Origin of the sequence: Neorhizobium galegae (assembly GCF_017877055.1) — a bacterium.
GTDB lineage: Bacteria > Pseudomonadota > Alphaproteobacteria > Rhizobiales > Rhizobiaceae > Neorhizobium > Neorhizobium galegae_D.
In genome coordinates this window covers 44,744-57,419 of record NZ_JAGIPG010000005.1, presented here as the reverse complement: position 1 = coordinate 57,419, position 12,676 = coordinate 44,744, and the positions used below count along the sequence as shown (strand labels likewise).

Genomic DNA, 12,676 nt, shown 5'->3' with positions numbered 1-12,676 from the left:
AAACTTCATGATCCTGCGTTACAAATGTAATATTGCCGACACAAAATTCTGACATGGAGGCCTGTGCGTGGATTTTCTTCCGGCGCATTCCCCTCCCCACATTTCTTTGTTCAATGGAGTTTTCCATGTCCTCCCTTCCCGTGATCGGCGCCGCCATGACGCTTGGCGAGCTCGAAATTCACCGCAACTGGCTTTTCGACAAGCAGCGCGATCTCGAACTCCAGGATTTCACCACGGGTGACGTTCTGAACGGCGACTGGACGCCGCTAGCCGAGCGCGCCAGGAAGCTGCTGGATGGTTTTGAAGGCCGTCTCGGCATCCACGGTCCGTTCTGGGGCTTCACCATCGCCTCCCAGGATCCGGATATCCGCGCCGTCGTTGCCAAGCGCCTGAAGCAGGGCCTCGACGTCTGCGCCTCGATCGGCGCGACGCAGATGGTCGCCCACAGCCCCTACACGACCTGGTCCTACAACAATCTCGACAACAACAAGGGCGAGGGCGAGCGCCTCATCGAGCACGTGCATCTCACGATGCGTGATGCCGTCAAGCAGGCCGAGGATATCGGCGCCGTGATCGTTCTGGAAAACATCGAGGATATCGACCAGCATATCCGCGTGGCGCTCGCCGACAGCTTCAATTCGCCGGCGGTCGCCGTGTCGATCGATACCGGCCATGCCCATTACGCGCATGGCTCCACCGGCGCTCCGCCGGTCGATTACTTTGTGAAGGCAGCAGGCAACCGCCTGCAGCACGTGCATCTGCAGGATGCCGACGGTTACGCAGACCGCCACTGGGCGCTCGGCGAAGGCAATATCCTCTGGCCGTCAGTCTTCCAGGCGCTCGCCGAGCTCACCAGCAACCCGCGCCTGATCGTCGAGATCAAGGACAAGTCGAAGATCCCGGCTTCGGTCGAATATCTCGCTTCGCTCGGCCTCGGCCAGTAAGCATTCCCTGGACGAAGACTCCGGCGCCCGGCGCCGGGGTCACCGCAATTCCGGGGACATCTCCCGCAGGTGCGATTGCGTGGCGAGGATATCCCCCACCATCATGTCCCGCGCGAGCGCGCCGTTGCGCTCGCGAAGTGCGGCGACGATCCGGAAGTGATAGGACGAGAACGGGTGCACGACGCCCTTGTCGAATTCCTTTTCCACATACTTGGTCAGCATCCGCATATAGGGGCCGAACCGCAGCCAGAGCATCTCGATATGCTGCGGCAGCACTTCGGAGCGCGACGCTTCGTAGATGCCGAAATGGAACTCCTGGTTCTTGCGCAGCATCCCATAGACGTCGCCGGCCTTGCCGGTTTCCTCGTGCTCCCGGGCAAGCGCCTCCGAACGGTCGATATCCTCGTCAGTCATGTGGACGGCCGCAAGTTCCGTTGCCAGGCCCTCGAGCGCGATGCGCGCCTGGCAGAGATCGTCGAGCCGCTCGCGGGAGACTGCCGGCACGCGGGCCGAACCGTTATGGCCGATCTCCAGCCCGTTTTCCGCCGCAAGCCTTCTCAGCGCCTCGCGCACCGGCATGTGGCTGGTACCGAACTCGGTTGCCAGCGACGAAATGGTGATCGCCTGCGATGGCGCAAACGAACCCCACATCAGCGCCCGGCGCAGCTGTTCGTAGACCGTGTCCTGAACGGTCACGCGCGACGTGACCTTCAAAAGCCCGCTATCCGCCATCCTTGCCCTCAGATCCCATTCAAATCACAACCAGGCCTCGCATAACGGGCCGCGCTCTTCAAGTCTCCTCGCGTCGGGTCATCCACTGCTTCCGACGCAATTCCCCTTGATCAAATGCCGACCGCACAATAGAACATTTGAAAGTTTGATCAAATGCTCATTTGGCAGCTGGGCCAAACATAAACACGGGGAGGCTCGTTGTCACCTGCATCCCTCCTCATCAATCCACGACATCTGGGAGAAATCCATGAACACGCATGTGACGGCAGGCGATAATCTCGCCAAGGCTTTTCCGGTCGATGAACTCAGGCTGAAATTTCCGGCTCTCCAGAAATACAAGGACTTCATCTTCTTCGAAAACGCCGGCGGCGCCCAGGTGCCCCAGGCCGTCGTCGATGCGGTCGCGGCCCATCTCGTCGATTGCAACGTTCAGCGCATGGCGCCCTATCTGCACAGCCAGGGCGTCGATCGCACGATTGCCGAAGCCCGCGTTTCGGTTGGCCTCTTGGTCAACGCCTATCGTCCGGAGGAAATCTCGTTCGGCCTCAATGCCACGTCCTTCATTCGCCTCGTCAGCCTGGGCATCGCCAAGATGCTGCAGGAGCGCAACGAGATCATCGTCACCGACATGGACCACGACGCCAACATCGCCACCTGGACGGCGCTGGAAGCCGACGGCGCCAAGATTGTCTGGTGGAAGATGCGTGAAGACGGCATGCTGCATACCGACGACCTGAAGCCGCTCCTGAACAACAAGACCCGCCTCGTCGCCTGCACCGTGACAGCCCATTCGATCGGCACGATCGTCGACGTGGCGACCGTGGGCAAGCTGGCGCACGCGGCCGGCGCCGAAGTCTTCCTCGACTGCGTGCATTACGGCCCGCACGCGCTGATCGACGTTCAGGCCTGGGATTGCGATTATCTTGTCTGCTCCGGCTACAAGAACTTTTCCCCGCATATGGGATTCCTCTGGGGCCGCTATGATGCGCTCGTAAAGCTCCCCACCTTCAAGGAAGACTTCATTCCGGACGTTCCGCCCTACAAGATCGAGGTCGGCACCTTCACCTATGAAAACGTCGCCGGCATGAACGCCGCCGTGCTTTACCTCGAGGACCTCGGCCGCAGGTTCCTTCCCGAAGGCGAGCATTCGCGCCGCAATGCGCTTGCCGCTGCCATGGGCGCCATCCGCGCCTACGAGCAGACGCTGTCGAAGAAGATGCTGTCGGTGCTGAAGAAGCACGGCGCCACGATCTACGGGGTTTCGGACGAAGCCCAGGTGGAAAAGCGCGTTCCGACCATCTGCTTCAGCATTCCGGGACTGACGCCGCAATATCTCTCGGCCGAGCTCGGCAAGAACGGCATCGGCAGCCGCGACGGCCACATGTTCGCCCCGCGCCTGATGAAGCGCCTCGGGCTGACCATGGAAACCGGCTGCATGCGCGTCTCGATGGTCCACTACAACAAGGTGGAAGAGATCGACCGTTTCGACACGGTGCTCGGCGAGATCATCGCCAAGGCGAAGTAGACGAGAAGCCTCCGCCAGAGGCCAGTTGATTTCTCGACGTCATGCTCGGACCTGTCCCGTGCATCTGCCGACATCAACGTTTGCAGATGCTCGGCACAAGGCCGAGCATGACGAGCGAACAATCAAGCTCGGCTATCAAGCCAGCTCACTTGAGACGATGATAGCGGCGCCGGAAATAGACGAGCGCCTCTTCGTCCTCCGGACCATGGGCGATCCCGACGACCCGGCAGAACAGCACGTGGTGCGTGCCGCTCGCGACCGCATTTTCCACTTCGCAATCGAACGAGACGATTGCATCGGTCAGCCTCGGCGATCCCGTTGCGCCAAGTACCCAGTCACCCGCCGCAAACCGATCGTCCTGCGGCGTCGAACCGCCGAACAGTCTCGACATCGCTTCGTGATTGGAAGCGAGCGTGTTGACGCAGAGCACCCGGTTCCTCTCGAACATGCCGGCAACCGAGCTCGACCGGTTGAGGCAGACGAGAAGCGTCGGCGGCCGGTCCGTCACGCTGCACACGGCAGACGCGGTAAATCCCGCAAGTCCGCCCGGCCCGTCGGTGGTGACGATATTCACCGCCGCCGCCAGCCGCGCCATGCCTTCCCGGAACGCGAGTCGCGTCGCTTCCCCTTCGTCGTTCAGCATATCCACCGTCATTCCACCCTCAGTCCCGCTTCTCTCAACAAAGGCATGACGCGATCGCAGAAGAAAGGCAGCTCATAGGTGTAGTTCACGAAGGACATGGCAATACCGGAATACCCCTGTTCGGATATGGCGATCATGTCTTCGACGATTTTTTCGGGCGTGCCGATCAACGGATAACCGCCCGCGCCGCCTGCAAACCGCTTGCGGTAGAGATCATAAGCGCTCTTATCATGCGATTGGGTGAATTCCTTCTTGCCTGCCATATGCGCGTCGACCGCAGCGTGATCGGCCATGGTCACCGCGTAACGCTCGTAATAATCCTCCGCCTCCTGTTGGGTTTCGCGGCAGACGACATGGCAGACCGTATAGGCCCCGACATCGCGGCCGAGTTTTTCCGCCCGGCCCTTGATATCCTCGACGTGTTTTCCGGCTTCGGCAATCTCGGTGAAGGTCGTGAACAGATATTCGCAGTTCCTGGCCGCGAAATCCCGGCCCGGCCCACCGAAGGCGGCGTTCATGGTGACCGGCCGCGGCGATTGCAGGCTGGCGGGACGGCTTACGACATCCTTCAGCTTATAATAGGTGCCGTCATAGTCGAATGGCGCATCGGATGTGTAGGCCCGCTCCATGATCTCCAGCCATTCGTCGGCCTGGTCGTAGCCTTTTTCGACCAGCGGCACGCCGAACATGCCGAATTCCTTCGGATTCCAGCCGCAGACGATGTTGAGACCAGCCCGGCCGCTGCTGATATGGTCGACGGTGGCGAGCGCCTTTGCGGCATAGAGCGGGTGCACGAGCGGCACATGCACGGTCATGAACAACCCGATCCGTTCGGTGACCGAGGCGAGGCCCGCCGCCCAGGTGAAGGTCTCGAACGACCATTCGCGCACCCGGTTCTTGCCGCCGAACCCCTTCCATCGCGCGATCGGCAGGAAGAAATCCAGCCCGCCGCGATCGGCGATCTGCACCGCGTTGAGATTGTCTTCCCAGCGCGCCTGCCAGCGTTCCGGCACGTCGGTAATCGCAAGGCCCCCGTCTGCATTCGGCGAAAACACGCCGAGTTTCAGTTTGCTGGGACCTTTCAGCGGATGCGGCTTGATCATGCTGTTCCTCTCTTTCGTGTTCTTCTGCGGGCGGGGCGCGCAGTCTCCGCCTCTTCCAACTGGCGCCGCCGCACGGAGAGATAGGCCTCCTCCGCTGCGAACATGAAAAGCGTCATGCGGTCCTGCACCATCAGCGGATCGTGCGCCAGGAATGCCGCGTGAATGCGGGAGAGACCGTCGATATACTGATAGACGGCGCCCGGATCGGCGAACGTGCCGAGCCGCACCGACTGGAAATAGTCGATGAAGCGCGAAATCGTTGCCGCCATATGCGGATTGTTGACCGCCTTCAACCAGGCATTGCGGAAATCGACATTGGCCGCCAGCAGGGCCGGAATGTCGCTTTGGCTCAGCGCCTGCTCCACCCGGTTCATCGCCGCGGTAATTTCCGCCTCGATCTCGGGCGTCATGTCGCGGGCGGCACAGGCCGCCGCCCGGGGCTCCAGCTGACGGCGGACCTCGAAAAGTCCGGAAATATCGTCGAGCGACAATTCCCGCACCGCAAAGCCGCGCGTCGTGCCAACGAGATAACCCTCCGAAACCAACCGAAGCAGCGCCTCGCGCGCCGGCATGCGGGAAATGCCGTGGGCGTTGGCGATCTCGGTATCCACCAGGCGATCGGTCGGCGAAACGGCACTCCGCTGCAGCTTCAGCCGCAGATCGGCATAGATCGCATCCACCAGATTGTCGCTCGGCTTTAACATGGAAATCTCCTACGCAAACGGTATACTGATTTCATCGATCTTCAAGAGTATTTTTGAAAAAACCTTTTGAGATGGCTGAGCATTGGCATTTTTAGTATACTGTTTTATTCACTTGCGGCGTCAAGAATTTTAGGCTTAAACTTTAATTTGGCGCGTGCTCCGAAGCCGCGCCGGGCAGATTACAAAGGCACCCCGATGAGCGACTTCCGCAAAAAATGTATCGGTCATGAACGCGTCATCGGCACATTCGCCGCGATCCCTCATCCGGTCGCCATAGAGGTGACCGCCGCGGCCGGTCTCGATTTCATCTGCATCGACGCCGAACATGCCCAGATCGGCCGCGAACTCATCGAAAACCTCGTTCGTGCCTCGGATGTCCAGCGGGTGCCCGCGATGGTGCGTGTCCCGGGCCACGCGCCGGAATCGATCGCCGGCGTGCTGGATGCCGGAGCCGCCGGCGTACTGGTGCCACGGGTCTCAACCGCCGCCCAGGCCAAGGCCGCCGTTCTGGCGACCCGCTATCCGCCGATCGGTGAACGCGGCGTCGGACCGGGACGTGCCGCAGGTTACGGCTATCGCATTCCCGATTACCTTCAATCAGCGAATGAAAGCCTCGTACTGGCGATCCAGATCGAGACTGCCGATGGTCTCGCCAATGTCGACGAGATCGTCGCCGTCGAGGGCGTCGACGTGATCTTCATCGGCCCGGGCGACCTCTCGGTCTCCATCGACGCGATGGGGCCGGAAGGAGCAGCAAAGCTCGACGCGGCCATTCTCAGGATCACCGAAGCCGCACGCGGGGCCGGCAAGGCCGTCGGCATCTTCCGACCTTCCGCCGACGATGTCGGCAAGTGGTCGCAAGCCGGCATCAGCTTCTATCTGCTCTCAAGCGATACGAGGTTTCTCGGCGCCGGCATCGCGGCCGACGTCGCCGCCGCGCGCTCCGCATAAGCCGCATCAACTTTCCAAGGGTGAAGACGTGAAGGCAATCCAATACAGCGAGCACGGCCCGGCCGATGTGATGCACTATGTCGATCTGCCCGAGCCGGTTGCCGGACCGGGCCAGATCCTGGTGAAGCTCGAGGCCGCCAGCGTCACGCCTTTCGACTGGAAACTTCGCGCCGGTTATCTGCAAAGCCATTTCACCCTGCCGATGCCAAGCGTGCCAGGGCGCGATGGCGGCGGCACGGTGATCGCGGTCGGCGACGACGTCACGGAATTCAAGGCGGGAGACCGGGCCGCAGTCATGGCCGGCGTCTTTGCCCAGGGCGGTTATGCGGAAATGATCGCCGTCGATGAAAAGCATGCTGTCAAGATTCCGGACAGCCTCTCCACCGTCGAGGCCGTGGCGCTGACCAATGCCGGCCTCAGCACCTGGATTGCGGTGCGAACCGCGGAAGTCAAATCCGGAGACAAGGTGCTCGTCCATTCCGGTTCCGGTGCGGTCGGCGGATTGCTGGTCCAGCTCTGCCACCACCTCGGCGCCCACGTTACCACCACCTGCCGCTCGACCAATCGCGACTATGTGCTCGGTCTCGGTGCCGATCGCATCATCGCCTACGACGAGGAGGACTTTTCCGAGCTCCTCACCAATCAGGATATCGTCTTCGAGCTGATGGGCGGCGAAGTCCACGACAAGTCCTACAAGGTGCTCAAGAAGGGCGGCCATATGGTCTGGCTGGTCGCCGATCCGATCAGGGATCGCGGCGAGGAATTCGGCATCAAGGTCACCCGCGCGATGATCACCGACGACAAGTCGGCGCTTCAATCGATGATGGATCTTGCCGGCGCCGGACTGCTCAAGCCCCAGATCGCCCGCACCATGCCCCTGTCGGCGGCGGCGGAAGCTCACCGCCTGATGGAAGAAGGCGCCATCTCGCGCGGGCGCCTGATGCTGACGATGTGACGTTCTTCAGGAGTCGCTCGGAAACAGCGGCGCCTGACGGCCATTGGCGACGAAAGTCCGGAAATCCTCGATCGCATGCTCGTTGGCGAGCGCGCAGAACGGCCCGCGGCTTACCTCGATGCCATTGATCTTGTGCAGCCGGACATCCATCTCGGCGCTCTTCAGCGTCACCGCCGCCGTGTTGACGACAGGCGCATGCAGGACCTTGAACCCGTACTCCCCGCCGACCAGGAGACCCGGCAGTACGCCCGCCGGCACCACGACATCGGCACCATCACGCACCAGCGGCTCCGCGCAGGCGGTGAAGCTTTCAAGCATCCGCCACCGCGCCTCGTCGTCGCCCGCAAAGGCTGCGCTGAAATCCGAAGGCTCGCAATTCATGCCGACCACGTGCTTCACCCGGCTGCCAAGGCCATAGAGATCGGCCTGCTCGTAGTGCCAGACCTGAAAGACGTCGTCGAGGGTGACGAGCGCAATGCGCCGCCCGAGCCGTGCGGCGTAATGCATGCAGACCTCGCCGGCGCCGATCACCGGAATGGTCAGCGCCGACTTGAGCTCGTAGAGACCGGGATCCTGGAAATGGCCGATGACGACGGCGTCGTAGCCGCGGCTCGCCGCCTCCAGCCCGTTGTCGATTGCGATCGCAGCGCAGCGGAACTCAGCCAGCCGCCCGAAATGCCGGTCCGGCGGGCTGATGCCGAAGACGTCCACCGTCGTGCCCGGCTCGGCAATTTTATTCAGATAATTCGAGAGCCGCTTCATATAGGCGGCGCTTGACGTAGCGTCGATGAAGCTTTGCCAGAAGATGCGCATGTTCCCCTCGTTTTGTTCGTTTGCCCGTGCGATTTTGCGCTCGTCAAAACACCAATTTAAAGCTTTACTCCCGTTGCAGAAACCGCCCGGAGAACCGCATGACTTCACCGACCACGCCCGAGAACCCGCTGAGCGACACGGCCGTCGAGATGTCGGAAGCCGCGCTGACGGAGTTCGAATGGTCGCTCTGGCGAATCTCCGCCGCCTTCCTGCGCTGGCAGGCGGAGTGCTCGAGCGAGCTTGCCGGCGCCGGCCTGAGCGGCCTCGACACCGCCATCCTGCACACGATCCGCTATCGCAACAAGCCGAAAGGGCTTGGCGAAATCTCGAGGCTTCTCGGCCGCGACGACACCGCCAACATTCAATACGCCATCAAGAAACTGCAGACCCTGCAGCTCATCGAACGCGTCAAAGGCCGGTCGCGCAAGGACACGCTCTACACCCCGACCCGCAAGGGCACCAAGCTCACCCAGGATTATCGGGCTCTGCGCCGGCATCTGCTGATTTCGCTGATCCAGAAGATGGACCATGCAGAAGAGGGACTTGGCGGGGCAACGGAAATGCTGGAACTGTTGACGAGCTTCTACGACACCGCCGCCCGGCGGGTGGCGAGCGGGTCTCATCCGGTCGAGCGCTCCTGAACGAGCGCCAATACGCGCAGCGGGCTGCCCGAACCATTCTGGATTTTGAGCGGGGCGGCGACGATCATCGCACCCGTCGGCGGCAGCTGGTCGAGGTTGGTAAGGCACTGCAGCCCATAGCGGCCGGCGCCGTGAAGGTAATGGTGGGCGGGATAGGGCGGCGAGAAATGCCCGGCTTGCCCGGCATCCGTGCCGATCGTTTCCGTCCCGAAGCCGATAATATCCCGTTCCGCCACCAGCCAGCGCATCACCTCGGTATCCGGCCCTGGCGTATGGGCGCCATCCGCTCGCAGATTGGCATAGCCGGCGCCTGACTTCTTCGACCAGTCGGTCCGCAAGAATACCCAGGATCGCGCCGGAATGCGGCCGTGCTGTTCTTCCCAGGTCATCACATCGGCAACAGTCAGCAGGAAATCCGCATCCCCGGCCGCCTGCTGCGAACAATCGATCACGCAGGCCGGCGCGATCATATCGGCCGGCGGCAGGGTATCGACGGAATTGAGCGGCAGATCGCGGCCGGTATACCAATGGATCGGCGCATCGAAATGGGTGCCGGTATGCTCGCCGAAGGAGAGGTTGTTCCAGTACCACGCAGGCCCGCCGCCATCGTAGCGGGAAATCCTCTCCATGCGGAACGGCGCGGATTGCCCCAGTTCCGGCGGCATGACAATGACCGGAAAGTCAGGCGACAGCGTATGGGTGAGATCGACGACCCGGACTGCCCCGCTCGCTAGGGCTTCGGCGAATTTGCCCAGAATATCGTCGCTCATTGGCCAGCCTCCCGCTCGACGGCTTTCGGATTGTCGAACAGCCGCGCCTCGATATCCTTGGCGACATCCCCGACATAGATATCTTCCAGACCGCGCTTCAACCCGTCGAGAACGGCGTCGGCCACGGCCTTTGGCGCCACCTTCGGCGGTGGCACCGTCTGGAACCATTCGGTATCGAGCGGCCCGGCGAACGCGTTGATGACCCGGATACCGCCTGGCTTAAGCTCGGTGCGCAGCCACTGCGACAGTGACAGGCAGGCCGCATGCGCGGCGGAATGGACGCCGAATTGCGGCGCATTGCTGAGCCCGTGGACCGAAAGCACGTTGACCCAGGCGACGGCTCCGGCCGCGCCGTCGGCGCCGCGCGAGCGCATCACCGGCCCAAAAGCCTGGGCAAGTCGCATCAACCCCATCACGGTATGGTCCATCGCCTCGCGCACCGCATTGGCCGCGCCCGCATCGAAGAGACGCGCCGGCCGGACATGATCGGCCGTGTTGATCAGGATCTCGACCTTGGCGCCGATATCCATCGCCAGATCCTGCACGGAACGCTCGCTCGTCAGGTCCAGATCGACCAGTTCGATCCCCTCGATCGCCTCCAGCGACGCCTGCTCGTCGAAAGGTTTCCACCGGTCGGTCACGCCGACGAAAATCCTGGCCGCTCCGGCTTTCTTGAGAACCTGCGCCAGCGGCAATGCAAGCGGGCTGCGCCCGTCGGTGATCAGAACCCGCCGATGCTTCGGGTCGGCAGTCATTTCCCGCCATTGAGGATCGTCTTCCATGTGCGGCACCTCCGAAACGGATTTGGCGAAGAACACGGCCTGTCCGGCCCGGTCCAGCTGCAAGGACAATGTGAGCCGGCTACCGGGTTCGCCGCAATCGCCATGCAGATGCACAACGGCAATTGGCCCACAATCGAGCTGAACCAGCCCTGTCCGCCAGGGCATGTGCTCGCGGAAATAGGGATCACTGGTAACTTCGATCCGGGTTTCCGACAGCAGCGAACCGCCGGTCGGCGCATCCTTGAACGCCAACTCGGGCGAAAGGCAGTTCGGGCAGGCCTCGCGCGCCGGATAGGTGTAGCGCCCGCATTCGCCGCAGCATTGCAGCATGAAGCGGCCGGTCGCGGCAGCAAGCGTCAACCCGTGCGCCTTGCGGCTGCGGGCCGAGGGAGGCAGCAGCGGTTGAGTGGTGCGGGCGAGCGGGTTCTTGCGCTTTGGCTTGAGGAGGGGCTCGGTCATGATGCCCTCGCCAGGATGGCGGCTGCAGAAGCGAGCCCGCGGTCGTAGTTGATCATGCCGAAACCTGAAACCAGCCCGAGCTTCGCATCCTCGACCTGCCTACCCTCGGCCGTCCCCAAAAGCTGGCGCATCGCTTCGGTAAGCCCAAGATGCCCGCCCGCGGCCCCCGCCTGACCGACCGAAAGCTGGCCGCCGGAGGTGTTGTGCGGGAAGGATCCGTCCACCGTGAACGTGTGCTGGCGCACGAAATCCGGCCCCTCGCCCTTTGCGCAAAAACCCAGATCCTCGAACTGCATCATCGAGATCACCGCATAATCGTCATAGGTCTGGACAAAATCCACATCACCCGGCGCCGCACCGGCCATGCCGTAAAGCTCGTCGCGATCAACCACCCAGCCGCCGCGCACCTGCACCGGATCCTCGGCAAACGCGTTGTGCCTCTCGATGGCCGACAGCAGCCGGACGAAGGGAAGCCCTAGCGAAACGGCCGTCTCTTCGCGCATCACCAGAAAGGCTTCCGCACCGGCGCAGGGCATGACGCAATCGAACAGATGGAAGGGCTCGGCGATCGCCCGCGCCGACATATATTGCTCCAGCGTCAGCGGCTTCTTCATCAGCGCATAGGGATTGCGAAGCGCATTGTCGCGCTGGGCAACGCAGAGCTTGCCGAAATCTTCCCGCGTCGCACCGTAGCGATCCATGTAGTGGCGGGCGATCAAAGCGAAGCTCGCATTGGGGCCGCCGGCGCCGTAAGGATAGGAAGCGTCCTGCGCGAAGCGGGAGAAGTTGGCGAGTGTCTTGCGGAACGTATCGACCTGATTGGTGTCGGCCGCCACGCAGGCAACGATATCCGCGTCGCCCGCCTGCACCGCCCGCGCCGCCCGGCGAAGCGAGACGATACCGGCAGCCCCACCCATCGGCACGTGGTCGATATGGCGCGGCGACAGCCCGAAATGCTGGGTCAGGCCGACCGCGACATCCGGCCCCATCGTGAAGCTAGAGACCGAAAAACCATCGAAATCCCGATGGCTGATGCCGGCGCCTTCCGCCAGCGCCCTGAGCGCCTTGCCCATCCACCAATGCGCGGTCTCTATGGAATAGCGCTGGTAGGGCACCGTCACCGGTACTGCCAGAACCACGCCCTCATAGGATTGCCGCGCACGGGAAAAGGCCATCAGGCGACCGTCAGCTTGACGTCGACATTGCCGCGCGTCGCATTCGAATAGGGGCAGCGCTCATGCGCACCTGCGACGATCTCTTCTGCGACCGCACGTTCGAGGCCCGGCAAGGACGCTACAAGCTCGACCGCCAGTGCGTAGCCGACCGGCACCGGGCCGATGCCGACCTTTGCGGTGATCGAAACGTCGTCCGGCAGCGCGATCTTGCTGGTGCGCGCCACGAGCTTCACCGCGCCGAGGAAGCAGGCCGCATAACCGGCTGCGAAAAGCTGCTCCGGGTTGGTCCCGTCGCCACCCGGTCCGCCGAGTCCCTTCGGTACCGAGAGATTGACGGCAAAGGTGCCGTCCGTGCTCTGCGCTTTTCCTTCCCGGCCGCCGTGAGCGATGACGGACGTTTCGTAGAGGATCTTTTCCGGGGTCATGCACGCCTCCATATCAGGATTTAAGCTGTGATTTATGGTATAGCAGAAAAGATG

14 protein-coding genes are annotated in these 12,676 nt (G+C 62.5%); 5 read left to right on the top strand and 9 right to left on the bottom strand.

The annotated features are described in order from the left end of the window. Positions 1–125: 125 nt before the first annotated feature. Positions 126–944, top strand: coding sequence for a sugar phosphate isomerase/epimerase family protein (locus J2857_RS26665; protein ID WP_210013112.1), 819 nt, complete (start codon positions 126–128; stop codon positions 942–944). Positions 945–983: 39 nt separating this feature from the next. On the opposite strand, the gene J2857_RS26660 is transcribed toward J2857_RS26665, so the two are convergent. Further along, positions 984–1,676, bottom strand: coding sequence for a GntR family transcriptional regulator (locus tag J2857_RS26660; RefSeq protein WP_210013111.1), 693 nt, complete (start codon positions 1,674–1,676; stop codon positions 984–986). A gap of 247 nt (positions 1,677–1,923) precedes the next feature. Here J2857_RS26660 and J2857_RS26655 point away from each other — a divergent pair, with 247 nt between their 5' ends. Then, the gene (locus tag J2857_RS26655; protein ID WP_210013110.1) at positions 1,924–3,201 is read left to right on the top strand and encodes a cysteine desulfurase-like protein; all 1,278 of its coding nucleotides are present in this window, start codon (positions 1,924–1,926) and stop codon (positions 3,199–3,201) included. A 145-nt stretch (positions 3,202–3,346) separates the two neighbouring features. Here the strand turns inward: J2857_RS26655 and J2857_RS26650 are convergent, their stop codons facing one another. Genes J2857_RS26650 through J2857_RS26640 form a run of 3 tightly spaced genes read right to left on the bottom strand, consistent with a single transcriptional unit; the run spans position 3,347 to position 5,651 of the window. Further along, positions 3,347–3,856, bottom strand: a complete 510-nt coding sequence (locus J2857_RS26650; RefSeq protein WP_210013109.1) for a flavin reductase — start codon at positions 3,854–3,856, stop codon at positions 3,347–3,349. Next, positions 3,853–4,947: an LLM class flavin-dependent oxidoreductase gene (locus J2857_RS26645; RefSeq protein WP_210013108.1), complete on the bottom strand. Its 1,095-nt coding sequence runs from the start codon at positions 4,945–4,947 to the stop codon at positions 3,853–3,855. The genes J2857_RS26650 and J2857_RS26645 overlap by 4 nt, the downstream gene beginning before the upstream one ends. Then, complete coding sequence (locus J2857_RS26640; protein WP_210013107.1) at positions 4,944–5,651, bottom strand: GntR family transcriptional regulator; 708 nt, start codon at positions 5,649–5,651, stop codon at positions 4,944–4,946. Before J2857_RS26640 ends, J2857_RS26645 begins: the two co-directional genes overlap by 4 nt. A gap of 195 nt (positions 5,652–5,846) precedes the next feature. Here J2857_RS26640 and J2857_RS26635 point away from each other — a divergent pair, with 195 nt between their 5' ends. Together J2857_RS26635 and J2857_RS26630 are read left to right on the top strand one after the other, a co-directional pair. Further along, entirely contained in the window at positions 5,847–6,602 is a 756-nt protein-coding gene (locus J2857_RS26635; RefSeq protein WP_210013106.1) for an HpcH/HpaI aldolase family protein, read from the top strand. 28 nt (positions 6,603–6,630) lie between these two features. Continuing rightward, entirely contained in the window at positions 6,631–7,557 is a 927-nt protein-coding gene (locus J2857_RS26630; protein ID WP_210013105.1) for an NADP-dependent oxidoreductase, read from the top strand. Between the two features lie 6 nt (positions 7,558–7,563). On the opposite strand, the gene J2857_RS26625 is transcribed toward J2857_RS26630, so the two are convergent. Then, positions 7,564–8,370 (bottom strand): aspartate/glutamate racemase family protein, encoded by an 807-nt coding sequence (locus J2857_RS26625; RefSeq protein ID WP_210013104.1) that lies wholly within the window; start codon positions 8,368–8,370, stop codon positions 7,564–7,566. Positions 8,371–8,468: 98 nt separating this feature from the next. On the opposite strand from J2857_RS26625, the gene J2857_RS26620 reads away from it, so the two are divergent. Next, entirely contained in the window at positions 8,469–9,011 is a 543-nt protein-coding gene (locus tag J2857_RS26620) for a winged helix DNA-binding protein (protein WP_210013103.1), read from the top strand. Here J2857_RS26620 and J2857_RS26615 read toward each other — a convergent pair. The 4 genes from J2857_RS26615 to J2857_RS26600 are packed head-to-tail and all read right to left on the bottom strand — an operon-like array spanning position 8,990 to position 12,622. After that, positions 8,990–9,781, bottom strand: coding sequence for a cyclase family protein (locus J2857_RS26615; protein WP_210013102.1), 792 nt, complete (start codon positions 9,779–9,781; stop codon positions 8,990–8,992). The two genes, J2857_RS26620 and J2857_RS26615, sit on opposite strands and share 22 nt — an antisense overlap. Further along, positions 9,778–11,022 carry an SDR family NAD(P)-dependent oxidoreductase gene (locus J2857_RS26610; protein WP_210013101.1) on the bottom strand — a complete coding sequence of 415 codons (1,245 nt, stop codon included), beginning with the start codon at positions 11,020–11,022 and terminating at the stop codon, positions 9,778–9,780. Before J2857_RS26610 ends, J2857_RS26615 begins: the two co-directional genes overlap by 4 nt. Beyond that, positions 11,019–12,197, bottom strand: a complete 1,179-nt coding sequence (locus J2857_RS26605) for a thiolase family protein (RefSeq protein ID WP_210013100.1) — start codon at positions 12,195–12,197, stop codon at positions 11,019–11,021. Before J2857_RS26605 ends, J2857_RS26610 begins: the two co-directional genes overlap by 4 nt. After that, positions 12,197–12,622, bottom strand: a complete 426-nt coding sequence (locus J2857_RS26600; protein ID WP_210013099.1) for an organic hydroperoxide resistance protein — start codon at positions 12,620–12,622, stop codon at positions 12,197–12,199. Before J2857_RS26600 ends, J2857_RS26605 begins: the two co-directional genes overlap by 1 nt. Positions 12,623–12,676: the final 54 nt, after the last annotated feature.